Annotated in this window: 26 protein-coding genes; 18 read left to right on the top strand and 8 right to left on the bottom strand. The window is 48.9% G+C overall.

What is annotated here, in order from left to right; genetic code table 11:
• The first annotated feature begins 82 nt into the window (after positions 1-82).
• On the top strand, positions 83-1,306 hold the full coding sequence (locus Dform_RS02525) for a radical SAM protein (RefSeq protein ID WP_076003617.1): 1,224 nt from the start codon (positions 83-85) through the stop codon (positions 1,304-1,306).
• A gap of 352 nt (positions 1,307-1,658) precedes the next feature.
• On the opposite strand, the gene Dform_RS02520 is transcribed toward Dform_RS02525, so the two are convergent.
• Positions 1,659-1,907 (bottom strand): hypothetical protein, encoded by a 249-nt coding sequence (locus Dform_RS02520; RefSeq protein WP_076003616.1) that lies wholly within the window; start codon positions 1,905-1,907, stop codon positions 1,659-1,661.
• Between the two features lie 188 nt (positions 1,908-2,095).
• Here Dform_RS02520 and Dform_RS02515 point away from each other — a divergent pair, with 188 nt between their 5' ends.
• From Dform_RS02515 to galU, 3 genes are all read left to right on the top strand, one after another.
• Entirely contained in the window at positions 2,096-2,455 is a 360-nt protein-coding gene (locus Dform_RS02515) for a hypothetical protein (protein WP_076003615.1), read from the top strand.
• Positions 2,456-2,592: 137 nt separating this feature from the next.
• Positions 2,593-2,856 (top strand): CsbD family protein, encoded by a 264-nt coding sequence (locus tag Dform_RS02510; protein ID WP_076003614.1) that lies wholly within the window; start codon positions 2,593-2,595, stop codon positions 2,854-2,856.
• Positions 2,857-2,988: 132 nt separating this feature from the next.
• On the top strand, positions 2,989-3,822 hold the full coding sequence (gene galU, locus Dform_RS02505) for a UTP--glucose-1-phosphate uridylyltransferase GalU (RefSeq protein WP_076003613.1): 834 nt from the start codon (positions 2,989-2,991) through the stop codon (positions 3,820-3,822).
• A 108-nt stretch (positions 3,823-3,930) separates the two neighbouring features.
• On the opposite strand, the gene Dform_RS11440 is transcribed toward galU, so the two are convergent.
• A complete protein-coding gene (locus tag Dform_RS11440) occupies positions 3,931-4,095 on the bottom strand; it encodes a hypothetical protein (protein WP_192846596.1) in 165 nt (54 codons plus the stop codon).
• A 125-nt stretch (positions 4,096-4,220) separates the two neighbouring features.
• Here Dform_RS11440 and Dform_RS02500 point away from each other — a divergent pair, with 125 nt between their 5' ends.
• Positions 4,221-4,955 (top strand): Crp/Fnr family transcriptional regulator, encoded by a 735-nt coding sequence (locus tag Dform_RS02500; protein ID WP_076003612.1) that lies wholly within the window; start codon positions 4,221-4,223, stop codon positions 4,953-4,955.
• A gap of 172 nt (positions 4,956-5,127) precedes the next feature.
• On the opposite strand, the gene Dform_RS11700 is transcribed toward Dform_RS02500, so the two are convergent.
• On the bottom strand, positions 5,128-5,436 hold the full coding sequence (locus Dform_RS11700; RefSeq protein ID WP_076005034.1) for a helix-turn-helix domain-containing protein: 309 nt from the start codon (positions 5,434-5,436) through the stop codon (positions 5,128-5,130).
• Positions 5,437-5,485: 49 nt separating this feature from the next.
• Between Dform_RS11700 and Dform_RS02490 the strand changes: the two genes are divergently transcribed.
• The 7 genes from Dform_RS02490 to Dform_RS11720 all read left to right on the top strand — a co-directional run bounded on the left by Dform_RS02490 (position 5,486) and on the right by Dform_RS11720 (position 9,226).
• On the top strand, positions 5,486-6,082 hold the full coding sequence (locus Dform_RS02490) for a hypothetical protein (RefSeq protein ID WP_076003611.1): 597 nt from the start codon (positions 5,486-5,488) through the stop codon (positions 6,080-6,082).
• Positions 6,083-6,180: 98 nt separating this feature from the next.
• A complete protein-coding gene (locus Dform_RS02485) occupies positions 6,181-6,660 on the top strand; it encodes a hypothetical protein (RefSeq protein WP_058437938.1) in 480 nt (159 codons plus the stop codon).
• Between the two features lie 62 nt (positions 6,661-6,722).
• On the top strand, positions 6,723-7,457 hold the full coding sequence (locus Dform_RS02480) for a fibronectin type III domain-containing protein (protein WP_058437936.1): 735 nt from the start codon (positions 6,723-6,725) through the stop codon (positions 7,455-7,457).
• Positions 7,458-7,562: 105 nt separating this feature from the next.
• Positions 7,563-8,060, top strand: a complete 498-nt coding sequence (locus Dform_RS02475; protein ID WP_058437934.1) for an arsenate reductase/protein-tyrosine-phosphatase family protein — start codon at positions 7,563-7,565, stop codon at positions 8,058-8,060.
• Complete coding sequence (locus Dform_RS02470; protein WP_058437933.1) at positions 8,053-8,343, top strand: hypothetical protein; 291 nt, start codon at positions 8,053-8,055, stop codon at positions 8,341-8,343. The genes Dform_RS02475 and Dform_RS02470 overlap by 8 nt, the downstream gene beginning before the upstream one ends.
• Position 8,344: 1 nt before the next feature.
• On the top strand, positions 8,345-8,839 hold the full coding sequence (locus Dform_RS02465; RefSeq protein WP_058437930.1) for a hypothetical protein: 495 nt from the start codon (positions 8,345-8,347) through the stop codon (positions 8,837-8,839).
• A gap of 12 nt (positions 8,840-8,851) precedes the next feature.
• On the top strand, positions 8,852-9,226 hold the full coding sequence (locus Dform_RS11720; RefSeq protein ID WP_335583011.1) for a helix-turn-helix domain-containing protein: 375 nt from the start codon (positions 8,852-8,854) through the stop codon (positions 9,224-9,226).
• Positions 9,227-9,244: 18 nt separating this feature from the next.
• Here Dform_RS11720 and Dform_RS02455 read toward each other — a convergent pair whose 3' ends face one another.
• The 4 genes from Dform_RS02455 to Dform_RS02440 form a co-directional block, all read right to left on the bottom strand.
• Positions 9,245-9,691 (bottom strand): ferritin-like domain-containing protein, encoded by a 447-nt coding sequence (locus Dform_RS02455; protein ID WP_058437928.1) that lies wholly within the window; start codon positions 9,689-9,691, stop codon positions 9,245-9,247.
• A gap of 47 nt (positions 9,692-9,738) precedes the next feature.
• The gene (locus tag Dform_RS02450; RefSeq protein ID WP_076003610.1) at positions 9,739-11,205 is read right to left on the bottom strand and encodes an HD domain-containing phosphohydrolase; all 1,467 of its coding nucleotides are present in this window, start codon (positions 11,203-11,205) and stop codon (positions 9,739-9,741) included.
• A gap of 140 nt (positions 11,206-11,345) precedes the next feature.
• Positions 11,346-11,576, bottom strand: a complete 231-nt coding sequence (locus Dform_RS11775) for a MerR family transcriptional regulator (protein WP_058437924.1) — start codon at positions 11,574-11,576, stop codon at positions 11,346-11,348.
• 298 nt (positions 11,577-11,874) lie between these two features.
• Entirely contained in the window at positions 11,875-12,075 is a 201-nt protein-coding gene (locus tag Dform_RS02440; protein ID WP_058437922.1) for a hypothetical protein, read from the bottom strand.
• A gap of 237 nt (positions 12,076-12,312) precedes the next feature.
• Here Dform_RS02440 and Dform_RS02435 point away from each other — a divergent pair, with 237 nt between their 5' ends.
• The 4 genes from Dform_RS02435 (at position 12,313) to Dform_RS02415 (ending at position 21,070) form a co-directional block, all read left to right on the top strand.
• Entirely contained in the window at positions 12,313-15,393 is a 3,081-nt protein-coding gene (locus tag Dform_RS02435; RefSeq protein WP_058437920.1) for a PAS domain S-box protein, read from the top strand.
• Between the two features lie 2 nt (positions 15,394-15,395).
• A complete protein-coding gene (locus tag Dform_RS02430; RefSeq protein ID WP_058437918.1) occupies positions 15,396-15,791 on the top strand; it encodes a response regulator in 396 nt (131 codons plus the stop codon).
• A 796-nt stretch (positions 15,792-16,587) separates the two neighbouring features.
• Positions 16,588-17,271: a Swt1 family HEPN domain-containing protein gene (locus Dform_RS02420; RefSeq protein ID WP_144437052.1), complete on the top strand. Its 684-nt coding sequence runs from the start codon at positions 16,588-16,590 to the stop codon at positions 17,269-17,271.
• A gap of 10 nt (positions 17,272-17,281) precedes the next feature.
• On the top strand, positions 17,282-21,070 hold the full coding sequence (locus Dform_RS02415; RefSeq protein WP_058437914.1) for a P-loop NTPase family protein: 3,789 nt from the start codon (positions 17,282-17,284) through the stop codon (positions 21,068-21,070).
• A gap of 67 nt (positions 21,071-21,137) precedes the next feature.
• On the opposite strand, the gene Dform_RS02410 is transcribed toward Dform_RS02415, so the two are convergent.
• Positions 21,138-22,103, bottom strand: coding sequence for a helix-turn-helix domain-containing protein (locus Dform_RS02410; protein WP_058437911.1), 966 nt, complete (start codon positions 22,101-22,103; stop codon positions 21,138-21,140).
• Positions 22,104-22,248: 145 nt separating this feature from the next.
• On the opposite strand from Dform_RS02410, the gene Dform_RS02405 reads away from it, so the two are divergent.
• Together Dform_RS02405 and Dform_RS02400 are read left to right on the top strand one after the other, a co-directional pair.
• A complete protein-coding gene (locus tag Dform_RS02405; RefSeq protein ID WP_058437909.1) occupies positions 22,249-22,725 on the top strand; it encodes a hypothetical protein in 477 nt (158 codons plus the stop codon).
• Positions 22,726-22,940: 215 nt separating this feature from the next.
• Positions 22,941-26,222, top strand: coding sequence for a type ISP restriction/modification enzyme (locus tag Dform_RS02400; RefSeq protein ID WP_058437907.1), 3,282 nt, complete (start codon positions 22,941-22,943; stop codon positions 26,220-26,222).
• Positions 26,223-26,286 lie beyond the last annotated feature (64 nt).

Genomic DNA, 26,286 nt, shown 5'->3' with positions numbered 1-26,286 from the left:
GTTAAATAACTCGATTCCAGCTACAATAGGGTGGCCAAAAGCCACCCTATTTTTTAGCAAATAACATTAATTGGTGATGATAATGAACTTAGTATTAGCGAGGAATTGCACAAATTCATGCGCTTATTGTTTTGAAACTGCCGAGAGACAAGGGAAATTTAGTGACTTCATCTCCATGGAAAATGTATCAAAATTCACAAATTGGGCCCGTTCATCAAATCTGGAATATTTATCTTTACTCGGTGGAGAACCATTTTTACATCCCGAACTTAACCTCATTGTAAAAACACTTAGGCAAACTTGTCCGACTACCAATTTGAGAATACTTACCGGTGGGGTCTTTAATAAGAAATTACTTGACAATTTACTGCCTGAAGATTTCGGACTTGTATTCAATGTAAACGAACCACGGGATTACAAAAATCCAAAACATTTTTCTAAAGTCATTAATAATATCCAACATGCAATAAAAATGGGGTTCCGAGTTGTTCTAGGCTTTAACGTCTGGAGGACTGATTTCGACCCCCAATTCATGCCAGAGTTAGCCAACAGTCTTGCACGAACGAATTTCCGGTGGACCGTAGCGAATCCACAAATCGATTTTCCTAGCAAAGTCGTCAACCCTTCGCAATACGCTGAATTGAGCAATGCTTGTTTTACCATGCTTCAGGAGGCGTCCCGGCTGAATCTTGATGCAATGTTAGATTGCCCGGTCCCATTATGCTTTTTCAATGAATCACAACTTGCATGGGTGAGGCAATATCATCCGGGTACATCAACACGTATTGGAACGTGTGGTCCTGTTTTGGACGTGACACCAGAATTGGAAGTCCTTAGGTGTTTTGCCTTTTCTAGGATTAAAAGAGTGAACTTGTTGAATTTTAACAATCAAGAGGGAATACTAAATTGGTATCACAAGCGTGTAGACACTCAAATGCTAAAACAGGGAACCTTTGAAAAGTGTAATAAATGCGATCATTTTAGGACAGGCCGATGCTATGGTGGTTGCCTGGCTTGGCATGATATTGCATTCAATCACGATTCTATACCTTCTGCATCAGATCTCGCCTTAAAGATGCAAAAAGCTATCGCAGACCAGGATTACACACTTGTTCTGACTCTGTATCGTGAGGCAGATATCTGGGCCAGAACGGCTGTCCCGACCTATATTGCTGCTGAAGCCGCAAACAAACTTGGTCAATGGAAAGACGCTTTTCGCTTTGCCGCCTTAGCCCAGGATATGACTGAAGATTCCAGTCCTGAACTTAAACACTTTGTGAAAGAGTTGATGCTCAATATTCCGTAGATCATCAAGAATTCTAGCGCACCTACACGAAAAAGCCGAGTGAATTTTCGGTACCCAATTCGTAGATCGGGAAAGTCTTGCCATCGTCTCTTGCCCGTTTACAGTCAAGATCTGTGTGGGACCTTGACTTTGGCTTATTATGGGGGTGTGACAGGCTGCGAGAGGCAAAGGGTCTAAATCCACTCTGGGGACCACAACCGCGGATGCAGGAACGTCAATTGTTGAGCTCTATAACAACTACTGTGCCGGGTACCCCCGGTTCTGGTAGGACCGGTACGGTCTATGCCAGAGCAAGGTTCGGCGGGGATGTAAAAACCCTTTGGGTATAACAAGAGTTGTCACCCAGAAGTATTTACACGCCTTGAATAGACGCTATACAGGCCAATATCTCTCTTTTCTTCGCTTCAGCTTCAATATAAAGGGCATCGAGTCCGTCATAAACAGCCAAAATTTCCTTCGAAAATATCGGCGAGTCTCCATCCTCGCCGTGCCCGTGATCGGAATTTTTAGGCAGTAATGTCGATTTTGCTTCCCAGAGTTTATGGGCGATATTGGTCCATAAGGTCAGAGCTTGTTGCAGGTTCTCGAGTGAATCGCTCAATAGCTTTCCCCAATCGAAATTTTTCCGCCAATTCTATCAGCCGCCGGATAAATTCTTCAATGGTAAAGCATTGACGTACCCTTGATTTCAACACGCGGACAAACACCAACATACGGATGTTGCTTCGATTAAAAATTATAGACTTGAGGCTAATCGCGTGATACTATAAAGCCCAATAAGGAGGCGCCATGAGAGAGAATATATTCAGCCGGGTGACACAGTCCATAGCATACGTGGCTGTCGGCGGGGCTCTGGTGGTTACTTCGGACCAGACCTACGGGGGCTTGGCGCTTCTCGTGGGGCTGATTTTCATTCTTATCGGGTTCCTGGTAGCCATTTCGACAGCTTTTGACTATATTCCCCGCTGGATTATCGGCGTGGAGACAGTTACGTCGGTCGCGCTTTATCTCGCGGTAGTCGCCGCACTGATCAAAGTCGGCATCGTCGAAACTGTGAGCGACAACAAGGCTCTCATTGTCGTCATGTTCGTCTTCATCATCATGATCCCCGCCATCCAGGCCATCCGCATTTTACGAAACCCCAGATAGGAATCAAATACATTAACCCACAAACTGGCGGGCACTCCCCGCCAGTTTTTTGTTTTTTACCCGCACGGCATTCATTTGGTGCTCGCCCGGATTCGTTGTATAACTGAAATGCGTATCCAAAGTGGGAGGAGTGAGCGATGGAAAAGAACGAAGTCAAGGGCAAGATGATGCAGGCAAAAGGTAAAGTCCATGAAACCGCAGGTAAAGTCATCGGAAGCAAACCGCTGGAATTTGAGGGCAAGGGCGAACAGGTAGTCGGCAAAGCCCAGGAGACGATGGGAAAAATCCAGGGTTCGATGGCCAAAGCCGAAAAAAAGGCGGGAAAAACCGTCGCTAAGGCGCAGAAGACCGTCGCCACAACCCAGAAGAAGCTGGGAGCGGCCGCCAAGAAGATGACTTAGACTGCGGCAGGCAGCCCCTACGATCTCCTTCGGAGAGGGTCATTGTTGACACGGGCAAAGCCGCGTCGTAGGATTTTGGCGTTTATATCCTGCCGGGACGAGCCTGAATCAAACCTCTCAGCGGAGGAATCGTTGAACGAACCCGTAAACAAAGCGGTCATCGTTGCCGCGGGCTATGGCACCAGGTTTCTGCCCATCACTAAGAGCGTCCCCAAGGAGATGCTGCCCCTGCTCTCCAGGCCGCTCATCCAATATATCGTTGATGAAGCAGTTGCCTCAGGTATCAGCGATGTCGTTTTCGTGATTTCTCAAGGCAAGGAAACCGTCGTTGACTACTTTCGCCCCTCGCCGAAACTTGAAAGTTTTCTGGTAAAGAAAGGCGATGCCGCCGGACTTCACGAGTTGCGTTCCATTCCTTCCATGGCAAGATTCAGCCATGTTTATCAATCCGAGCCGTTGGGTTTAGGCCACGCTATCGCATCTGCCAGTGAGGCGATCTGTAATGAACCGTTCGCTGCCATCCTGCCCGACGACATTATTGATTCCGACGTCCCGGTCCTCCGCCAGATGCTCGATGTTTATCAACAATACCCGGGAAACCTGCTCCTGGTCGAGGAGTGCCGGCCGGAAGAAACGAACCGTTATGGTATCATCGACGCGGAGATCGTTGACGAGGGCGTCTATCGGGTTAGAAACCTGGTCGAAAAACCAAGCCCTGAAGAAGCCCCCTCCAATTTAGCTATCATCGGCAGATACATCCTGATGCCGGAGATCTTCAAGGCTATCTCGATGACCAAACCCGGTAAAGGCGGGGAGATCCAGCTAACCGATGCCATTCGGCGCCTTGCCGCTAGTCAGCCGGTTTATGCCTGTAAATTTCGAGGCACCAGATTCGATGCCGGGACTCCCGAAGGCTGGTTGAAGGCCAACATAGCCTGGGCTGAAAAGGAGAACGCCGGCAACTGATTGATTTGCCGGCGAATTCCTCAGACACAAGTCCAGGTCACCTACTCTAAAGCGCCGCCCCTCGAAACTAACTGTGCGACTTGCCGGGATCGGTTTCAACTCTACCGATTAAAACAGAGAAATGACTGCCAGGGTCATTGCCGTTAAACCCAGCAGCAGGTGAACCCAAAACAATTTAGCAGTGATGAAGCCCTTAAGAGGGTTGTGAGCCGTTTTCAGAGTAAAACCGCAGATACCCGCCGCCAGGATGAAAATAAAAGCCCAGGTCGCCATGTCAATTCCCTCCTGAAAAATTTGTTCAATTTTGCCATTGCGATGAGAAGATGTCTGTAAAATACTTTACACTCAGCGTTTGTCGGCTTGTTGTAAGATAATGTCGGTACTGATGGGAGGTAAACATGGCATACCTGAATTGTATGGCTGATATGTGGCTTTTCAATTCTCTGAATGAAGCGGAAAAAGATGATATCCGGAAACTCTTCCGGCGTCCGGAATACCTCAAGGACGAATGCCTGTTTAACGAGGGCGAACCGGCCAACTCGGTATTCATCGTTGCCAAGGGCCGGATCAAGTTGTTCAAGACTTCCGAGTTTGGCAAGGAGATTGTCCTCGGATACCTGACGGCCAACCAGTTGTTCGGAGAGGAAGTTCTTTTTGATGATTCCCTGAGGAGTTTTGCCGCCGTTGCTGCTGAGGATACCCGGTTGTGTGCCTGCTACAAAAGCGACTTCGAGGGATTGCTGGCGACGAACAGCCAGTTATCCCTGAAGGTGATTAAAACGATGGGCGACAAACTCAGGCGGATAACCGAGCAGCTGGCTGATGTCGCTATTTACGATACCCGGATCAGCCTGAGCCGGACGCTAGCCAGGCTGGCGACCGAACATGGACAGGAAACGCTGGACGGAATGAAACTGAATTTCAGGTTAACCCATGATGATCTTGGCGCCCTGGTTGGAGCTTCCCGGGTCATGATTACCAATGTCATGAGATCGCTCAAGCTCGCCGGCATCGTTAAAGACGATATCGATCACAGGCTGGTTATAAGCAAGTGGTTCTTGAAAGAGCCGTTGGCTGAGGATCCATTTTCACCGGTCGGCAGCCCGGCGAACTGTGAATGCTTCCAACGGTGAATGCGACCAGGCTTCAATCGGAAGTTTGATAGAACAGGCGACATCCCGGGTATCGTTTGTTTGGTGGAGCGAAGGTATCAAAAGGTAGAACGTTTATTGCTACCTTCGCATTATCCTAACGTCATTGGGCTACGTTCAAATACTCAATAAATCCGAGCGGTAACCCCCGTCCCTACCCGCCGTTGTCTCCTTCAAGGAGCCACGAGGTCTTTACCTTTAATGCTTTTGAAAACGCAACCACTTCGAAATCAGAAACCGGCCGTTGACCACTTTCGATTCTGGAGATCATCGCCTGGTCTATGTTAAGCCCTTGAGTCTGTAAACGGGCAACTAAATCCTCTTGGGTTACGGGAGGTCGGGCTGACAGCCGGGCTTGCCGTATCCTGGCACCGATCAAGTTTCTATTTTCCACGGCAAATATCTTAGGGCAAAGAGCTTGACAAATTATGTGTGGTACACATAAGATATGTGCCAACAACATACTACCCATACTAGAGAACCACGAGAACCTCGAAAAGAAGTGGCACCAGATGAACCTAGACGTCCGCCTGCAAGAATTGAATAAACGCTTCACCAAACTTTCGGCTGGTGAAACTTTGCTCGTTCGCCTAACAGCTAGAGCCGTAGTGAACGGAACTGCCAAATGTACCCCTGTTCTACCACCGGCTGAGGAGCTGAAAGGCTTACTGCCTTTGATGACCGGCGCTGAAAAGGAACTCTATCGTGCAGTTCTGGATGTGCTCCAAACATCCCTTACCAGCGACACCTCGGTCCCGCGCAGGAAATCTGGATATTCCCTTCGCAGTCGAAGTATTCATCCGCCGGTTAAGGATGAGCAAGGCAGTGTCCTGGCCAATAACCCATCTGAATTCGCACGAAAGCATGGCTTAAAGTACAGCGGGATGCTGAATGGGATAGATGCCTTAACCGCGGCAAGGGACTTGTCCGGGGATGATCTCCCCTACCATTTCGAGGTTATCAAATACGACAAAGACGGCATCATCATCAGAAAGACCGCCGGTCACGGCTACCGTACTTACTCCGATGAGGTCGATGAGTGGCGTAGGATAGAAGGATTGCCGCCGATAAAGCGACCGAAACAAAAGATTCAAAGTGTGTTTGAGTAACTGGCAAAGGAGGTGTATCAGAGCAGATTACGAATCGCGTCTCCCCTTTAGTCAGCAACAGTAGAAGAGTTATCGAATATGAGATAAGGAGTTTTCAAATGGACATTGAGCATAATTTGCATCTAGCTAAAATGATTGAATACCTCCATCACAACACCTCACCACAGGATAGGGTGATACTTAGAAACATGAGCGCCGTCATCGATGGCCGGATCACCCGCACGGCTCAACTAGAAGGAAAGACATTAATTCCATCCAGCTCATCCCGCCAACACCCGCCTCCGGTAGATATGTTTGGTGTTGTCCTCGGCGCCTCGATAGAAGAGTTCTGCTGGAACCATAACCCGGAGATCCGTTACACCGGCAGGCGGACAGCTATTGATGCTTTAACCAGTTGTGTTGCACCAAACGGCGAAGAGTATTCCTTTCACTATGAAGTGGACCGGTACACAAAGCACGGAGTGTACGTTAGAAGGGTTGCCGGGGTTGGCTTCAAGACCTCCGCCCAAGAAACCGACGAACTCCGCCGGTGCGCTGGCTTCCCACCCTTCAAACGGCGCATCCGTAAGGCGAAGTGATCTCTGCGTCTTAGGGAGGAGGAAATGACCTCTTCCTATTTAATAAAACACGAGGAGGAAATATGGCTCGTATTAAACGGTGGCTTTACCCGGTGCTTTCAATAGTTCTCATTCTTGCGGTGGCGTCCTGTAGTGCTCAGGTCACGCCGCCGATTACTACGACCGATCCACCGGAACCAATCCCGGCGGCGCCATCCAATCTGGTGGTGAAGATTATCGACGAAAACAAGATCAATATCCGTTGGTCTGATAACTCGGTAAATGAGCAGGGTTTCCGGTTGGAACGATCCACCGATCTCAATTTCACCAAGGACGTGACCGTAACAAATCTGACCTCCAATTTCACAGACCTGACCGAACCGGCATTTAACTTAGTAGCCGCCGACCTAGATCATCCAGTTACTACCTATTACTATCGAGTTTACGCTGTAGGAAAGAGCGGAGAATCACTGCCTTCAAACATCGCCACCGACTGGCAGATTTTTTATTCTTTTAAGGGGACGCAGTTCATATACGCCCGGCTTGTTTCGCTGGCTACCTCCCCATCCGCCATGAACTACGTTTCCACCTATTGGAATGGCCTCAACTGGTACGACATTTCCGGCAACTCTCAGCAAGGCAGGGTGAATATTGGGTGGCAATACAGGTTCGTGTGCGTCCCCTGGCAGGAAGCTGACTGGACGGTTTACCCTGACGGCCGCTTGCTTCCCGGCGCCAATGGGCTTCGTCTAGAAGCGGAAATCGCCAAACTGAACCGGGGTGAAACCCTGCCTTACCAGTGGCAAGGCGCCAAGTAGGGATAGCTCTTGGGACTGTCGTTATTTCAATCAAAAATTGACGGATTAGCGACTCTGTGTATGAAATAGCTTGTGTCCGATTCTTATCAGCGAGGTGGGAAGTCCTTGAAGAAAATCCTTTTTGTCTGCTACGCCAATATGTGCCGCAGCCCAATGGCCGAGGCGCTGTACAAAGCCAACATGGGCAGCCGGCAGGACGAAGTACAGTCGTGCGGTACCGGTGCCGAGGACGGCTGCCCAGCCAGCCCCGGGTCGGTCAAGGCGATCGCTAGATACAAGAGCAATTCTGGCCGTCCGCTTAGTCTGAGAAATCACAAGTCTCAAGCTTTAAATCACCGGTTGCTGGAATGGGCTGACCTAGTGCTTACGACAGATATCGGCAGGTCTCATACTATAAAACGCTCTGCCCCAGAGGAGGCCTATAAGGTGTTCACCATCGGCGAATTCGTCGGTTCCGGCGACCAGGTGCCGGATCCGATTGGCGGCACCGATGCAGATTACCAGCGGTGCGCCAAGCAATTGGATGATATGACTAAACTGATTGCCAGTCGGTTGAATGACATCGAAAAGGGGCGGCTCACCACGGAGGTGGCTAGTGTTTGAGTGTATTCCTAAAGTTGAACTAGCAGACTCTGTCCTCACAATGCTCGAACTCGACCGTGCCACCCTCGATTTTGAATTTACGCGGCTTAACCAATCAAACGAAGTGCTGGCAAACACTATCCTGGCGTTTGAAGATAATGTCTTTCAAGCAGCGGCTCCCGATCTGGAATCGGAGTTTCCGGAGTTTCACCAAAAACTGTCCCGAGAGTTGCACTTCAGCTTTTTGGCGCTCCTGTCAATGATCGACCGCTCTTTGAAACAGCAATCGGAGGAATCGATCTGATATGGATAATAATGATGAGGCCAAACTGAGTTGTGGTGAATTCGTAAGCGAATGGGGAGACCGGTGGTTCCAGCTCGGGGACCTATTATTCGACGTTCTGCGTAGGGACAAAAGCCCCTCCGAGAATAAGATACCTTTTTCAGCGAGTAACGCCGCCACTTACGAACTCCTCCGTGAATGGCTCACTAGTCACGAAGAGCGATTTCTTGATCTTTGGCAATGGTTTTACAAAGAGAAGCTTACGGCCCTCGAGCCAGACAGCGATTACCTCAGAGAATATTGGCAGAATCCGTTTGCGATGTTCTATCGGCCCTCCGCCCTCCCTGAATTACTCACCGCGTTCGACCTCCAGACTTCAGTGGATGATTGGACCCCGGATGAGAATAAATGCTGGGAAGTGGCGATGGTGGTTTTACAGCTAGCCCCAATTGTCGCGTCGTTCTACAAGTGGGCTGACGAAGAAATCGCCGCCTTATTACGCAGCGAACTAACATAGAGAGGATACCCCTTGGACCATTTTAAACCCAACCGTCCCAGTGGCTTGGATGAAGCTACGGAGGCAGCCAAACATCTTGGTGAAGGGCTTAAGATTCTGGCGAGGATGATCGCGCGGGAAATTGCCATTGAATTAAAGACGACCTGCTACTCTGTCCCCAACCAAGATCAAAACACTCCGAGCCAGTCAACACCGGAGAAATTGACGCTTTCAGTGCCTGAAGTAGCCGAGCGTTTAGGAATTAGCAAAGGAAAAGCTTACGAACTGGTCTATACCAAACAAATCCCGAGTATAAGATTTGGTCGGAGATGGTTGATCCCCAGAATCAGATTTGAAGCTATGCTTGGGGGGGAAACTTCTTTCCTAAACAAATCAGCCACGCCCTAAAAAAGGCGGGCGCCGTCTTCAGCCCGAAATCGTTTCAGACCGAGCCCTTAGGTATTGCAGGACCTCGCTAGCAATCTTCTCATGCCATTCTTCCTCAGCGGCAATCTGCCTGAATTTTGGTTTCAGTCCCTCCGGCAAGAGTTTGACGCATTCCATATGCAACCGATGCGCGAGTTTTTCTTTATCGACCTGTTCCTCGAACATCCTCACCAAATTCCCATCGTCAGGGAAGGGTTCGAAGTTCCATTCAGCTTTACCACCCAGGGATTCGATAGCTTCAGAGACAACCCCGGCATGTTTCACTGAAGCAGAGGATAAATACAACGCCTTATCCCTGATGTCTCGGTCCTTGAACACCCCCGAAATCCGGGGGAAGTGAATAATGATGGAGTACTCAAGGGTAAGGACCTGGTTGAGAAGGTCGATTACCGGAGAATAATCGGTTTTGGCAGGTTGTTTATTCACGTTTTATTGTCCTTCTGAATTCTCGGTTGGGAGGAATCAACGCAAATCTAATTGAACTTAAACCCTTTCTCAACAACAAGCTTGAGACACGTATCAACGACCTCTGAGTCGAAGAAGGTTCCTTTCTTCTGCAGAAGTTCATTTAATGCCGCGCTTACACCTAAGCCTGGCCTGTAAGGTCGATGAGATGACATGGCTTCAAAAACATCGGCGACGGCCAGGATTTTGGCTTCCATGAGCATGGATTCACCGGGTATCTTGTCAGGATAACCAGAGTTGTTCAATCGTTCGTGATGTTGCCGAACGATTTGGGCGATTGGCCAGGGGAAATCGACTTCCTTGAGAATGTCATAACCGGTTTCCGAATGGGTTCGAACGAGACCCATCTCAAACTCATTCAGACGCCCAGGCTTGCTGAGGATGCTCGCCGGCACCGCCACTTTACCAATGTCATGGACTAACCCGGCTACCTCGATACCCTCTACCCGGTCGGGATCTAAGCCCATCTCCTGGGCAATAGCCCGCGCCATTTGGGCGACGCGTTTTTGATGCCCGGCGGTGTACTGATCGATCTCCTCGCTGATCTTCGAAATAGTGAGGATTGTTTGCTTGAACGTTCTCTGCAACCTGCCGATGCTGGCTTTTAACTCCATCTCCGCCTGCCTGCGGACCAACACCCCTGATAACACATTAGCTGCGGTAATCAGGAACTTCTTCCCCTCAGAATCTCTTCGTCGCCCTTTTTTAAGATAGGTATTGATCACACCCAATGTCCGGCCGCCAGAGACAAGCGGCAGGCAGGTGTGACCGTGATCACTAATTCCGGGGTAGGTAATACTGTGGCGCTCATCGAGCGTAGTCGAATACTGAATCGATTGAGTTAGGGCTGCCTGCCCACATAAGCAAGTGCCAAAACCCACCCTGGCGCACGACTGTTTTACAGGTTCCTCTAACCCGACTTGAACCTTCATCACCAGCGTTTCACGGTCGTCCTCCACCAGGAAGATACACCCTTTCTTTTCCAATCCGATCTGAGGGGCGGCTAGAATAATGTTGAGAGCTTTCTTAAGAATGTCGTCCAAGGAGATGTCCTTTAGAGACAACCGCAGGATTTCGGAAATCGCGTGTTGCAGCTTTTGTTCCTTGGTGAGGCGTTTGGCGGTGAGTTTTTGGGCAGTGATGTCTTCCGCTGTGTGTAGAAAGATTGGATGTCCGTCTTCGGTAAATTGGCCAGTCGGATAGACCGCTGTTTTTATCCAGTGCCTTCTTGCTGGGTCGAAGAGCTCGCGTTCGACTGACTCAAGTCCTCCCATCGCAACCGCCTCTTCAAGGGGGCAGCCATGAAATGGATGGTTGAGCCCGTGAACCAGCTTGGGACAATAAGCCCCGATAACGTCAGGCAGGTCAAGATTCATGGCTTGATAAAATGCCTTGTTGGCGCCGACGATGTGGTGGGTGCTGTCTATCAAAAGGGCATAAGCAGGCATGGCATCAAGAATCGCTTGGGCGTCCATTTTTGTCGTTCGGTTTGAGCATCGATCGCCAGAAAGAAGGCACCCGGAACAACCTCGCTTGGCGCTATTTTCAACGACATTTTCGGAGGACATCCGCTTAGAAAGGGATTCAACGGTCTCGGTTGGAATAACAACTGAATTCACTTTGACCTGTCCTCTATCATAATTTCTCGAACTTCGATCCTGGATGCATGAGCATGGATAGTTTTCAGATCGTTCTCGGTGAAAAGCCTCCAGCCCCGATTATCCTTGTACGCACGTGATAGAACCGGCTGCCGAAGCCATCTGAAAAGAGTCGTTCGGCTGATTCCGGTTTGGGCGCAGACTTCTTCCGTTCGATAATATTTTTGACCGTTGATCTCAACCGGCATCCTAGTAGTCTCCTGCTTCTGTATAGTCCTGATTGACATCGAATGGAACTGATTGATTCTATTATGGTCTTGAGAGGTATTCGGAACAATCACCCATTCAGGCTATGCGGGGAATAACCATAGTACTTTAAATAAGCAATAGTACTATGTGAAGAGCAATGAGATTGATGTTTGGATTAAAAGTTACTCAGGTCCGACAACCCATCAGGTCGGATTGGCATTGTAGATCATTGCTTAAGAGCAAAGGGGCCATCGGCCCGTTTGCGGATTTTAGGCTAGTTGTTTCCTATCGATCCATCTAAAGATGCGCAATATGATCGAGGGTTTGCCGTTTCTTGTCCTCAGCTTCTTTATATAAGGCATCCAATCCATCGTAAACTGCCAACATCTCTGGTGTGAAAAACGAAACCCCAGGCGGAATATCCTGCGCGTTCTCATGAGTTTTTGGTAACAACTGATTCTTCGCTTCCCAGAGTTTGTGCGCGATGTTTGACCACAAGAGAAGTTCATGCTGAAGATCGTCTAAAGATTGAACCGTACCAGTACTCCTCTGTGTGTGACCTTAGAATAAGCCGAAACGTTGGCTGCGTAATCTGGCTATCTAAGAGCACACATAATTCGCGATCCAGAGTCCCAACGAACAATTCCTCGATCTATTGACAAGATTATTAGACTAGGTTAAGGTACTAGGACTATTATACTAGTACTTAGTACCATTTGTCTCGTGAGGACAGATATGATCGATAAACCAATTCAAATTCTTCTCGGTGAAGAGGATGCCACATCGACCATCAGGACACTGGGGTCTGTCGGCCTGAAAACGTTCCATGAATCGATCAAGAATCCCCAGCAATTCCACCGAGCTTTATCTGAAAACCATTGGGATGTGATTATCGTTGACCATCCATTCCCCGGAATGTCTGCAAGCGATATCGTGGCGATCCGTAATAGGCTCTCGCCTGCAACTCCCCTGATATTTATCCTCGAGAGCTCAAGTGTGGAAAAGGTGCCACCGTCGATAATGGCGAACGGAGATGATTATTTCACCAAGGATAACCTAGCCAGGCTGCCGGGAGCAGTACAGAGGGCCATTGCGGATTCGGTGATCAGGCGCAAACATTGGGAGACCGACGGTAAGTTCAACGATCAGCTCCGGCTTAACCAGGTTATACTGGATGCTTTCCCCCACCCGATCATGCTTATCAAGCCGAATACTTTTGAAATTGTCGCAGCGAATGAGGCTGCTTCAAAGAATGGAGCCGCGCCTGGGACTCACTGCTATCGCGTCTGGGAGGGTCAGCAAACACCCTGTTCTTGGTGTATGTCCCAGCGCCTTTGGGAGACCGGCCAACCACAACACTGCGAAGTTGAATGGAATGGCCGCTGGTGGGAAGCACATTGGATCCTTGCCGACCACAGCCACTACATGCATTTCATCTATGACATCACAGAACGCAAGCGGAGCGAGTTGCAGATAAATCATCTCAATTCAATGCTTGAACTCGGACGAGATGCCAATGAAATTATCGTTACCGAAACCGATGAAAAAATGCTTCTCGCTAAGATCTGTAAACGTATCGGAGCGAGTAATCAAAATCTCATGGCATGGATAGGCCGTATCGATGAAAATGGTAAAGCCGAACCTGTGGCCTGGTCAGGCGAGAATCTGGATTTCAACAAATGTATCGGCGGAAAATGCGCTCTTAAGGATTCAACTCCCGAACATCATTGCGCTTTCGATCTGTTTGCGTCATCGATATCTTTGCCACTAAAGATCGAAGACACCGTTATCGGTGTGCTCAATATCTGTGCAAAGGCGAAAGATGGGTTTCAGGGAGATGACCGGCGATTAATGCAGGAACTCGCCTTCGATCTGTCTCTGGGCATGGAAAAGATCCGAAAACGCGAAGAACTCCGGAAACAGAAAGAGTATGTCGAAACGCTGGTTGACAACCTGCCGATTGGTTTGGCTATTAATACCATCAGTGATGGCAAGACTTTGTTTATGAATGACAAGTTCGAGAGTATCTACGGCTGGAGTCGTTTAGATCTAACCGATGTCGAAACCTTCTTTGACAAAGTGTACCCCAACCCTACGTATCGGACTGAAATTAAACAACGAGTACTTGCCGACATTGCAACCGGCGATGCCCAGCGAATGCATTGGGAAGACCTCGGAATTGTCACGAGTTCCGGCGAACGGCGCTTTATTTCTGCTGCAAACATTCCTTTATTCGATCAAAACTTGATGATCTCAACGGTCCAGGACACTACTGCTCGTAAAAAAGCCGAAGAGGAGACTTGGTTACGGGCTCACGTGCTAGATACCGTATCTGACTCAGTTTTTCTTTCGGAACCGGGAGGAACGATCCTGTTTCTTAATGAAAAAGCCTGGGAGACGCGTGGATACTCCCGAGACGAACTTCTGGGTAAGAACATCAAAATCCTTCGCCCCCCCGAAGATGCCGGCGACTGGGATCGAAGGCGTGCCGAGGTGATCGAACATGGGGAACAAACTTACGAGTCGATACATCAGCGTAAGGATGGTTCTGTTTTTCCAATAGAAGTCCATGCCCGTTCACTCAATTATGATGGGAAGACACTCATTCTTTCGGTTGTCAGGGATACGACAAATCGTAAGCAGCAGGAAATCGAAAAACAACAGTTGAGCGATAAAGCCGAGATGTCGAGCCGCCTTGCAGCCGTGGGTGAAATGGCTGCCGGGATCGCACATGAAATCAACAACCCTCTGACAGGAGTCATCGGATTCTCCGAGCTTCTTCTCGGAGAGAAAAACCTCCCCGATAATATTCGGGAAAACATTGCGATCATCAATGAGGGCAGTCAGCGAGTAAAAGATATCGTGAGCCGGATGCTCACCTTTGCTCGACAGGCAAAGCCCCAAAAAAGCGCGGTTGATATTACAGAGCTTATACAGAATACGCTCGAACTTCGAAGTTACGTCCTTCGAACAGCCAATATAGAGGTCATCAAAGAATATGAACCCGATTTGCCGTGGGTCGTGGTCGATCCTGGCCAGCTTCAGCAAGTGTTTTTAAACCTCATCGTGAATGCTGAATATGCCATGAAAAAAGCCCATGATCGCGGCCGACTGGTAATTAAAACTGAAAACCACTCGAATCACATCCGCATATCATTCCGCGATGATGGACCAGGCATGTCACAAGAGGTTATGGCCAAGCTTTTCCAACCCTTCTTTACGACCAAAGAAACAGGCGAAGGTACAGGGCTTGGGTTATCCTTATCGTTTGGCATCATTAAAGAGCACGGAGGACAGATAACAGCCGAGAGTATTCCCGGTCACGGCGCAACATTCAATATCGAGCTTCCTTTAAGCCAGCTTATTTCCGAGCCCGTCTTTGAGCCAACGACTCAAAATATTATTCTAACAATGAAGAAGACGATTAGGGTACTGGTCGTTGATGATGAGCCATATGTCAGGACATTGATTAAGTCAATCCTTAAAAGTGATGTTTTCTTGGTTGATGAATGTGATCGGCCAAACAAGGTACTCGAAGCACTTGAAAATAACGAGTACGATGTCATCATGCTTGATATCCGGATGCCTGAGATGAGCGGAATAGAACTGTTAGAGAGGATTTCTCTAAAATGGCCAGATCGAGCGAATCATGTGATCGTCATTACGGGCGATGCTTCGGATTTGATCACGAAGAATTTCCTGGAATCAAGAGAAATCCCATATGTCACCAAGCCCTTTACTCGAAAAACCATCGAAGAGGCGGTTGAAATAGCAATATCCCGAAATACCGGTGCCAAATTCTCCGAGGTTGTTTGAAAATGGCAGAAACGATCAATAAGACCAAGATCCTCGTAGTAGAAGACGAATTTAATATTTCTGATGTTTGTAAAAACTCCCTGATAAAGGAGGGTTACGATGTCACGGTGTCGGCTGATGGGCTTTCAGCGAAACGATTGATCTCGGCAACGGAATATGATCTTATTGTCCTTGATCTGAACATACCGAAAATTTCGGGCATCGAACTATATCATTGGCTTGAGGGCGAGCATCCGGAATTAACGAGGCGAGTGTTATTTATGACGGGTCTTATCCCAGTCGGTGGGGTCGCTGCTTTCCTGGCTCATACTGGACGGTTGTGCTTGCAAAAACCCTTTACGCCCAAAGAGTTGAGAGATAAAGTGAAACAGGTGTTGGAGCCTCTCGGGAAACTTTGATTCTTTCTGCAAAACCGATCGCGAGATTTGCCAAGCCAAGGGACGGATTATTTTTCCTGGCCAAGTCACAAATTAACAGAAGGTGTGAGTTAAGCCCATCACAAACTGACTCACTTATATTCATTCAAGGTCATCTAGCTCAACTATTGTAACCTGTAGGGGTTGTGTTGTTCGGGGAGAGCGAATTACCCCCCTACAAGCTGGGGAGCATCGGGAGGAAATGAACAAGCCACCCACCTTTGCGAACCATACCGCCAGCTTGCTGGCGGTATTCTCAATTTTCACTACATCCAAAGCAGACAATTGGCCTATCCATTCATCCATCTATCTATCTATTCAAACTGTTCAATTTTATCTATGAGCACATTGCCGATGACGGTAAATCCCGGACACCTTGCTCTGTCGGATTGAAAGATGACATGAAACTCGGCTAAACTGACCCTAACTCGGCACCGGTGTCCTCAATAGATCGCGTCCCGGGGGGTGACGGTGGTTAATTTGGACCGAAATGGTGACCGATTTCACCAAAGTCCGCACAATCTCTAAAGTACCATGGACATTATAATTTCCAATCAGATTGACAACCTAATAGGGAGAGGAGTATCTCTGCTCAATGGGTTCGAGGCAGAACTACGAGGACTCAACGCACCTGGCGCGACTGTCGCGAGGGACCTCATCGGTGAAGCGGCTGGCCAAATTGCTGCGGAACTCTTCGGGACTCGCAAAGCTAAAAGTTATGGCAAAAAGGCTACCAGAACTTGGCTAGAGGGGAAGAAGAGAGGATGCGATAAAAGCTGTGACGGCCAATTATTATCAGCAATATATTCCTTGGTTTCAGGATACTTGCCGCCTAGTATCAGGCATTTCAATTAGCGCATCCAATCTTGTTTTTCCTGGGCGCTATGCGCCATTACTTCGCAGGGTGAAGAGAGCAGAGGCATTCAAGAAGCTGGATACTCGAATCCGCCATGTGATCACCGTACTCGAAGAGCTTCGCACTCATGATCTGGTACTTAATGCTTCGTTACCGAAGCAAATTGCGTCTCCTAAAGAGACCAAGTTTGATCCTGCGCAAGCCCTGCATAAGCTGGAAGATATCCTAAGGAAATTCATTGAGCGTGAGTTGTCCAAGACTGGAGCTGATTGGTGGATGGCGAAAATCCCTTCCGAGATCCGGTCGAGGGCGGAATCACGCAGACAAAAGCAAGAAGCAGTATGGCCTTGGCATCCCGTTTCCTCCACTAATGTGATGGACTACTTGGACTTTTCAGACTATCGTAAAATCATTCTGGAACCGACCAATTGGACGCAGGTCTTTGCAGGCTTCTTCCGGGCTCCGTCCTTCATAGACTCACGCTTGGGGGAATTGGAGCCAATCAGAAATGACGTAGCGCACTCAAGGCCTTCGTCCCCCATGGCCTGCGATAAGATTCGACTTTACGGTGAGGAGTTAGAAAGGTGCACTAACCGTACAGGATAGGGAGTCCGATATGGCATACAACATCACAAGGACAAAGCTTCGTGAATATACGGACAGCACGGAATTCGAGCATCTGTGCTGCGCATTGCTTGTCGCTGACTACAAGCGAATTATTCCGCTGGGAGGTTCAGGTGATCAGGGGCGTGATGCCGTGATGCCACAGGCTTTCCCAAGCATATACCAAAGTACCGAGACGGGAACAATCTTCCAGTTCTCGCTTCAGAAAAGCTGGCGGAAGAAACTCGATTCAGAACTAAAAAAAGTCTTTGAGAATGGTTTCAAACCCTTGGCATTCGTGTTCGTCACAAATCAAGAAATTAGCACGGGCGCGAAAACAAAATGCCAGGAAGATATTGCGGCAACTTTCGGCGTGAAGCCGGAAATACTTGATCTATCCTGGCTACAGGCACGTTTAGAGAACCCCGAGTACTTACATGTGAGAAGACAATATCTCTCCTTAGATGATAGTACGCTGCCTGCATTTATCACGCTCGCAGATTACGCCGCTCGACGCATTGATCGCCTACGGGCGCCCGACCTGCCTGTTTTCCTCGGAAGGGACGTTGAAAACAGCCGTTTCAAAGAGTTCACCGAATCCAAAAAAAGAGTTCTGGTTTTGAGTGCTCCGCCTGGAGTCGGGAAGACAAAATTCATGCTCGAAGGTGCAAAGTCGATACAGTTTGAAGGAGATGTCAAGTTTCTCAGGCAGGAAGTCGATTCAATAGAGAAGCACCTAAATGAGCTCGACCCGTCGAGACCCTTGCTCCTCTTCATTGACGACGCGCAGGAGCTGAAGGACTTGCGGCAGCTTCTTGCGTTGATTCTTTCTCCGGAACTCGGAGAAAAGCTGCATGTGGTTATGGCCACCCATCCATGTGTAAAAGGCCGTATTGTTGGTGAATTCGATAGCCGGGCGATAGAGTATAGCGAAATCGAACTGACCCCATTGCCAAATCCAGCCATTGACCAGTTGATTCAACTACCGCAGATGGGAATCAAGGACGAAGGGCAGAGGGGAGCGATCATCAAGATCGCCGAAGGCAATCCGTTGGTTGCTTGTGTGGCGGCATCGTTACTTAGGGAAACCGGCACTTTGGCCGGGCTAACCAGGGATCAAGTCATAATGGCACATTTCATGAGATCGCTGCAGAGTTCGCTTCCAGCCAAGTCTACGGATGACAAAGCCAGACTGATTCTGGCTATTATCAGCGCCACAAAAGGTATCGAGTATGGTAACTTTAGAGAACTTCTTGCCGGTATTGTTTGCGTTACCGCTGAAGCACTTGACGTTCTCATAGACCAATTAGTGGCCGGCGGACTGCTTATGCGCGGCTGGCGAGGACTTAGGGTTACTCCTGAACTGCTGGCTGAGACTCTGGTTTTAGACTCGTTCTTTGCGGCTAATCACTCGTTTGATTTCAGGGAAAAGGTGTTGGCTCCTTTCTTTGCGCAGAAGGGCAGCAAGATATTCAGGAGTCTAGCTGAAGCCGAAATGTCCGGCTCTTCGGACGCAACAAATATCATTGATGGCTTTATGGCTGACGCACGGGAGTTTGTCAAGACTGCAAACAATGCTTCGAGGCAAGCCATACTAGACTGGCTGAAGGGCTTCGCCTTCTTCCGTCCCGAGGACGCGCTCTTGGTTCTTCGTGCGATGTTGGAGGCTCCTGTTCCGGATCCTGCGGTTATCAAGTCTCCTCTATGGGGAACCATGACAATCACCCATGTCGATGTTTGGCGCTCGGCATGTAGCATACTCGCGGACACAGGATGGCATTGTGAAGCCTGCCTTCGTGAGACAATGACGCTGTTATACTTGATCGGTGCCCAGCAAGACCATTCGCGAAGCAACAGTTTTCCTTTGGAAGATGCCATTCGTGTTTTGAACGAACAAGTAATACCTTTTGAACCTGGCAAGCCGCTTCGCATTCAAGAGATTGCACAACAGGAAATAGAAAGCTGGCTATCAGGCGCGACGAGTGAAAAGCAACTTGAGGTCATAATCTCGGCGCTACTAACGCTGCTTTCCCTAGCATGGACATCCACTAACGCGTCACCTACCGACTCAAGGTCGTTCACTGTACGGAACGGGTTCATAAAACTGACGGACCCAATCCAAAAGATACGGGAAGGCGCTTTAAATTGCGTCGTAGCTACTTATGAAAGGTGCGGACCAGCCCAGAGGATAAGCCTAATCCAAGGGCTTTCTGATCACTTAATGCCTCGCGTTCCCTCGGGAATACCGGACGAACTACGCTCTTCAATCGCCGACGATTTATTCAATATCATTTCTGCTCTTAAATGTCGCTCGCAAGCCGACTCCGCTGCCGAAAAATATGCGTTGTGGAAAGCCCTGGAATTTACTGGGCGACTTAAGGATGAGCGGCTTGAGAAACTGCAAAGAGAACTCTTCAGTGACGAGGTGGATGAGTATGCTCATCTTGTTGAATGGCCGGGACATATCAGAGGCGATGACAACGATTGGAAAACGGCTGGAGCCAGGCATGGCGCTTACTGGGAGGCCCGCGCAAGGGCTATTACTGTTGAGAATTTGGACGCTGAGTTAGTTCGGTACGACAGACATATTCGGGAGGCTGGCCTTTGTGGTGACCAGGTATCTTCTGCTATACAAACGAATATTGGAATACTGGCAAGATCTGTAGCCATCGAAAGCCGCGATATTTTGCTCGCCTTAATCAAGGAGATTTCGGGGAAATATCCCAATCTACAACGCTTTGCAGGTGCATTCTTAGGGGAACTCCTAGCAGTGGACCAAGCAAATGCCAAGATGATCATGAAAGAATGGATCAAGTGTGGGAATATAGCCTTACGTGCCGAAGCTTGCAGGGCGATGCTTTGGATTCAGCCAGGTCAGTTTACCGCCGCTGAAATTGAACTCCTTACATACTTGACATCCCTCAATGACCCAACGGTAGATCGTTTGGTCGTCGGTTGGTTTGGGAGCATCCTAAAAAAAGTAGACGATTGTGATCCGAAGGCGGCAGTTGAAATCGTACGCCTTGTGTCTACACGAAAAGACAAATATGCATTAAATATGATTGCCGAGTCACTGCGACCAGGTGGCTCAATTAGTCAGATTACAGCGAAGGACCTATTGGATATCGCTTTAAGCTATGTAGAACACGATAGCCATGAGTTGGATTTTGATATAGAACATGTGCTGATGCGCCTCTTCCTCCTAAACCCGGACGCTTGGTTGGCTTTTTGGGAGGCACGCATTAAAAGGCAACTTACGAGAAAAGAGGGAGATAGTTACTTGGCTGTTCCATTCCACTTGTCGGCCGAGGCGGACTACGTTGTGTCAAGCCCACACAAACTCCGAGTACTGGGTACTCTTCTTGAATGGTCATCACGAAATGATTTTGCCTATCAGCATACAGGAACAACTCTGCTGAAGCTTTACTCAGACAAGAACCCAAATGTCGTCCAAGACATCTTGGAAGAATGGATTGCATCGGGGGAACAAGGCAAGCTGCATGCAGTAGCGAGGGCACTTAGAGAGATGGGGTATAGTGACTTCTTTCTAATGATGGCCAACAAACTGCTCAACGTGACAGATGATAAAGCGATAGAGGCCTGCCTAGTCAGTACGGTCGCTTCCTTTGAAGTAGTTTGTGGTTCATTTGTGCCGCTTTATGAGAAACGTAAAGCTGATTTCGCAGCTTGGTTGGCAAACCCTCAGGCATCCCTGCAAGCTAAGGCATTCGCCAGGAAACAAATCTCATACTTGTCAAGGCAGATTGAGTTACACGCTAAGGAAGATGCCTGGGACGACTAATAAACGCTAACGACCTGTTTCCGTGTATCGAGGGCGCAAACGCTGTAAGCTGCGCTGAACCCGCACTCTATTCCTCATGTGTTCTTGAATACTCGACCATTCGCTTGTAAATCCCCGCGAATGTATTTTCGCCGGAACTTACGTTTGTTCTTTTAACATCGGGGAGTGGTGGCTTAAAATCCTGCGGCGCAGTAGAACACCAAATATACGAGAGAACAGTCAGATCATAGTTTTTCAGAAGTTTACCTTTTTGTCGGTCTGGATCAGGCAGCCGGCTTACAATATCAAACAGAAAACCAGCCCAAGTACCTTTAATATCAATTTTCGTTTCAACTACCTTAGACGGAACCATGTATTCCCAGAAGCCTTGCACCAATGATTCATCTATCTTCCAGCTCCTGGGATTAGAAGTATTCCATGGTAATAGATCTCTCCAGTCTGGTGGAGGACCGCCGCTTACGACCAAAGGTAGACCACCTGCCATAGCGGCATCTTGAAGAAATGCCTGAAGCTCCGCGAGGACTCCCATCAGGATTGATTTAGCACGTTTATGGTAAGTCCTTCTAAGTTCTTTGGAAATGTAGGGATGCAATTCTTCAACAAGGGATGCCAACTCAATCAAGCAATTAGAGCCAATGTCCTTACCTATTATTGGGAACCCCGCTAATAATGCTCTCCAACTGGGTGGAATAGTGTCCCATTTTTGCCCGATTTCAACATATCGGTTAAGAAAAAGAGAGAGCCGTGGGTTCCCTCGCTGTATTGCTAAATCTTGTGCACCGAGGATAATGTGGACTCTCTCCGCGACAAAACCTGCTTTTACCAATTCTGCAGCATTGACTCTTTTGACATCCGAAACCTTATCACGCGCTTGTTGAATTCTGGGTGAAGCCGGAAATCCAGGATAGCCCTCCTTCTTCCAATGTCTCTGTGTTCTTTCAGATACACCTGTTTTCTCGGTTATCTGTTCCTGGGTGAAACCTTGCTTCATCAATTTGATAACTTCTTCAACTGTCTCAAGCTTGATTGTCATCTGCTTTCCTTATTTTGCCATTATTTGCCGGAATATTTGCCGGTTATGCCTGGCGATATGACCTTCAATAGTGTATCATAATCGTGCAATGATTAACCAATGCGGCAATAGTTCCAAATAACTTGTGGCAATAACATCAAGGAGGATGGTTAACTTGAATCCGACAGGAGCGATAAGTCTAGTACTCACATTGATCATCTTGTCCCTACCATTGATTGAGACTGAAGAGCAAATAAGCGACATCAAACTGCAGCCCTATCAATATGAGCAGACCATGATTCGTGAAGCCCAGATCCGGAAATTCGTATTCCCATGGTTTACGGAAGTCACCCAAAGCCAATACCTTGTCAGGAACGCCGATCTCGAAAAAGGAACGTTCGTGCTGAACTTCAATTTTGATAACGGGAGCGAGGCGAGAACCATCACAAAGAGGGAGGATATACTCGCTGGCGAAAGCAGGGTTGTGACAGTCGACTCTCCGTTGCGCGGGAATTCGACAGTAACGCTCCGAGTCATCCCACCAAATATGGCGATTCCAGAAACAGTGATACTGAAGAAACAGATAAGTGCCTGGCAGTTTTTAGGTCGGTCTGCATGGGACCTTATATTTAGTAGAAGATAATAGGCCAAGTGCTTCGGGCAATCCCACATAGCCGGATATGGGAGTGACTCAAGTTTTTCAGGCTAGATACAATGCAGCCCTTCACATTAGTCAGGATTGTCGAATGGTCGAAACCCAATTGGTCAGGCGATTTCTCCAGTGCTATACTGGGCAAAATTCCGGCATCACTCTAGGCCAAAAGACAATAGATCATTCGAGAACCTTGAAGGTGAACCATGCCAGCGTCTGAGATGGTTAACTCCCACTTAATCACCTTCGCGGCAGGTGTTCGCGAGAAGTTCGCTTCACCGCTAGGTGGTCAGCCTGAAGATCAGCTCAAGAATCCCGTCGAGAATCTAATCAGGTCCCTCGCGTTTGTTTTGGGTCATGAGCTGAACGTCGTTACTGAGGCAACTGCTGTAGACATCGGGCGACCGGATATGGCCGTTGCCGTGGGTGGAGCCCTGACTGGTCATATCGAACTTAAAAAGCCTGGAACCGGTGTTGACCCCACGCGTTTTACCGGTCATAACGCGCAGCAATGGGGCAAGTTCAAAGAACTACCTAACCTTATCTACACTGATGGAAATGCCTGGGCGCTCTATCGGAACGGACAACGAATTGGGGAAATGGTTGATATCGGTGATATTGACCAACGGGGATCTCGTGGCTTACGCCTTGAAACAACTCCAGCATTTTTTACCGTCATACGAGAATTCTTAAGCTGGGAGCCAATTACTCCAGCGTCACCGTGTGCCTTGGCCGAACAACTTGCACCACTTTGTCGTCTTTTGCGTGATGACGTTCTTCAAGCGGTTACAAATACTGAATCAGCCTTGGCCCAACTCGCTTATGAATGGCGTACTACTCTGTTCCCAGATGCCACAGATGAAGCCTTCGCCGATGCTTACGCCCAAACACTGACATACGCGCTGCTTCTTGCGCGTTTCGACGGTGCGAGTGACCTACGGCCGGCAAGGGCAGCGGAGACTTTGAGTCATAAACACAAGCTGCTTGGACATGTTCTCACCTTGTTAGCAGACCCACAAACAAGACTTGAAATAGGTACGGGTGTCGATATTCTGGTAAGAGTCATTGAAGCCGTGGATCCAACTAGGCTAATAGCGCGTGACCCTGACCCATGGCTGTATTTTTATGAGGACTTTCTAGCGGCCTACGATCCCAAAATGCGAGAGGAGCGCGGTGTCTATTATACCCCGGTGCAAGTCGTACACTGCCAAGTGCGGCTGGTCGAGCAGTTGTTGATCCAACGTTTTGGCAAGCCAATGACATATGCCGATGATGATGTCGTCTTGCTTGACCCTGCTGCTGGTACAGGAACTTACCCTCTAGCGGCTATCACCGAAGCGTTAGAACGAGTGCTAAACCGGTATGGTGTCGGAGCAGTACCCCCACGGGCCACCAAGCTGGCGAAAAACGTACATGCTTTTGAGTTGTTGGTCGGACCATACGCCGTCGCCCATCTCCGTGTGACGCAGAAGCTGCAGGAAGCCGGTGCCACGCTTCCCGCAGACGGAGTCCACGTGTACCTTACAGATACCCTGGAATCGCCCGATGTGGCTCCCCCGGGACGTTTGCCACTGGCCCTGCGCCCTCTTGTAGACGAACACCGGCGAGCAGCGAAAGTAAAAAAAGAGACACGCGTGCTCGTTTGTATAGGCAATCCTCCCTATGAACGCCAGGCTTTCGATGCCAGCGAAGGTACAGATGACCCATTGGCAAGACGAGAACGTTTATTGGGAGATTTCATTAATCTGGCTGTGGGTCGAACGAGGTTCAGTCATATCGCGAGCCTATACAATACCTACGTTTATTTTTGGCGTTGGGCACTTTGGAAAGTCTTTGAATCTCCAGAATGCCCCGGCAATGGTATTGTGTCGTATATCACCGCATCTAGTTATCTAAACGGTCCCGGATTCATAGGAATGAGAGAGGTTATGCGCCGAGTTTTCGATGAACTCTGGATTATCGATCTTGAAGGTGGAAGCCTGGGAGCGCGCAGAACTGAAAACGTCTTTGCCATCCAAACGCCGGTAGCCATCGCCATAGGTGTGCGGTACGGCATCCCCAATCCTGAGACACCTGCGGCTGTGCACTATGCGAAAATCACGGGCAGCCGGGACGAGAAGCTTGCCGAACTTGATTCAATATCTTCTTTCAACGACCTTAACTGGCAGGAGTGTTCCAATGAATGGACAGCTCCACTTATTCCAACAGGGCGAAGCCCCTTTTCTACCTGGCCATTACTGATCGACCTTTTCCCATGGCAACAACCGGGCGTCAAAGTGGGGCGGACATGGCCTATTGCAGTTACGCGCGATGTAGCCGAAGAGCGGTGGCATAGCTTAGCATCTAGTCCCCCGTCCGCCCGTGGAGAATTATTTGCCGATAGAAGATTTGGAAGGGGTACTACAACCAGACCGTCATCAGGTATGTATCCTCCCCCAGCCTCTCCTCAGCCCATCTTGGAAGTTACAACGCGCAGCCCAATGCCTCCAATCGTGCGCTATGCCCATCGGTCTTTCGAGAGGAAATGGCTCCTCGCCGATGGCAGATTGTTTCGGACGCCTAGCCAGCCCCTTTGGGTTTCCCATTCTGAAAAGCAAATATACCTAGTCAGCTTACTGACTGGGGTACTGGGTACCGGGCCTGCAACGGTAGTTGCCGCCCAAGTACCTGACCTGCACCATTTCCGTGGGTCATTTGGAGGCAAAGATGTTATCCCTCTTTGGCGCGATTCAGCAGGCACAGAGGCTAACGTAACTAACGGACTACTTGCGCATCTCGCGCAGGTGTACGGAGCACCTGTATCCCCTGAAGAACTCTTTGCTTATTGTCATGCCACTTTGGCAGGGCCGAGTTACACGGGCAGCTTTGCTGAAGAACTTGCAACTTCATCACCAAGGATACCGATAACTGCGGACGCCAATCTATTCCGCCGGGGTGTAGAACTCGGAGGTCGGTTAATTTGGCTACAGACGTACGGAGAGCGTTTCGTGCCTACCGGTCAGCGATCTAGCACCATACCAGCAGGACGGGCACGTGCGGTGCACCCGGTACCTGTGATCGCCGAAGGTTATCCTCGTGATTTCCATTGGGATGAAGTCGGCGAAACACTCCATGTTGGGGAAGGCTCCTTCACACCGGTTTCAAAAAAGGTCTGGGAATTTGAAGTGTCCGGTTTGCGTCCGGTTAAGTCTTGGCTTGGTTATCGTATGTTCGAGCCTGCTGGTAGAACATCATCGCCACTGGATAAGATACGTCCTTGTGAATGGCCAGCAGAGTTTACTGAGGAACTGTTGGAACTGCTCTGGGTGTTAGAGCATACGGTCAATATGTCGTCGGACTTGGCTGAATTTTTAGAAGCTGTGATTCAAGGTGGCGTCTTTTTGGCCGCGGATCTGCCGCAACCAAATGCATCCCAACGTGAAGCACCAGAAATACCAAACACCAGAGTCCAAGTGCGTAGCACACAAATGCCGCTTGTTGAGGGTTAGACCTGACCAAACAACAAAACGTCATTTTGTGCCAATCGCAGTAGAGGACACGGGGTGAATTCAA

The organism is Dehalogenimonas formicexedens (assembly GCF_001953175.1).
GTDB classification, from domain to species: domain Bacteria; phylum Chloroflexota; class Dehalococcoidia; order Dehalococcoidales; family Dehalococcoidaceae; genus Dehalogenimonas; species Dehalogenimonas formicexedens.
Note: the sequence above shows the minus strand (reverse complement) of the source record. Positions and strands in the feature narration are given on the sequence as shown.

Excerpts from the sequence above, each read along its gene's own strand:
- Dform_RS02465 (WP_058437930.1), top strand. The coding sequence starts at position 8,345 with ATGGATAATAATGATGAGGCCAAACTGAGTTGTGGTGAATTCGTAAGC.
- Dform_RS02400 (WP_058437907.1), top strand. The coding sequence starts at position 22,941 with ATGCCAGCGTCTGAGATGGTTAACTCCCACTTAATCACCTTCGCGGCA.
- Dform_RS02485 (WP_058437938.1), top strand. The coding sequence starts at position 6,181 with ATGGACATTGAGCATAATTTGCATCTAGCTAAAATGATTGAATACCTC.
- Dform_RS02405 (WP_058437909.1), top strand. The coding sequence starts at position 22,249 with ATGGTTAACTTGAATCCGACAGGAGCGATAAGTCTAGTACTCACATTG.
- Dform_RS02510 (WP_076003614.1), top strand. The coding sequence starts at position 2,593 with ATGGAAAAGAACGAAGTCAAGGGCAAGATGATGCAGGCAAAAGGTAAA.
- Dform_RS02450 (WP_076003610.1), bottom strand. The coding sequence starts at position 11,205 with ATGGACGCCCAAGCGATTCTTGATGCCATGCCTGCTTATGCCCTTTTG.
- Dform_RS02410 (WP_058437911.1), bottom strand. The coding sequence starts at position 22,103 with ATGACAATCAAGCTTGAGACAGTTGAAGAAGTTATCAAATTGATGAAG.
- Dform_RS02525 (WP_076003617.1), top strand. The coding sequence starts at position 83 with ATGAACTTAGTATTAGCGAGGAATTGCACAAATTCATGCGCTTATTGT.
- Dform_RS02415 (WP_058437914.1), top strand. The coding sequence starts at position 17,282 with ATGGCATACAACATCACAAGGACAAAGCTTCGTGAATATACGGACAGC.
- Dform_RS11440 (WP_192846596.1), bottom strand. The coding sequence starts at position 4,095 with ATGGCGACCTGGGCTTTTATTTTCATCCTGGCGGCGGGTATCTGCGGT.
- Dform_RS02500 (WP_076003612.1), top strand. The coding sequence starts at position 4,221 with ATGGCATACCTGAATTGTATGGCTGATATGTGGCTTTTCAATTCTCTG.
- Dform_RS02430 (WP_058437918.1), top strand. The coding sequence starts at position 15,396 with ATGGCAGAAACGATCAATAAGACCAAGATCCTCGTAGTAGAAGACGAA.
- Dform_RS11775 (WP_058437924.1), bottom strand. The coding sequence starts at position 11,576 with ATGCCGGTTGAGATCAACGGTCAAAAATATTATCGAACGGAAGAAGTC.
- Dform_RS02435 (WP_058437920.1), top strand. The coding sequence starts at position 12,313 with ATGATCGATAAACCAATTCAAATTCTTCTCGGTGAAGAGGATGCCACA.
- Dform_RS02515 (WP_076003615.1), top strand. The coding sequence starts at position 2,096 with ATGAGAGAGAATATATTCAGCCGGGTGACACAGTCCATAGCATACGTG.
- Dform_RS02480 (WP_058437936.1), top strand. The coding sequence starts at position 6,723 with ATGGCTCGTATTAAACGGTGGCTTTACCCGGTGCTTTCAATAGTTCTC.
- Dform_RS02490 (WP_076003611.1), top strand. The coding sequence starts at position 5,486 with ATGAACCTAGACGTCCGCCTGCAAGAATTGAATAAACGCTTCACCAAA.
- Dform_RS11700 (WP_076005034.1), bottom strand. The coding sequence starts at position 5,436 with ATGTTGTTGGCACATATCTTATGTGTACCACACATAATTTGTCAAGCT.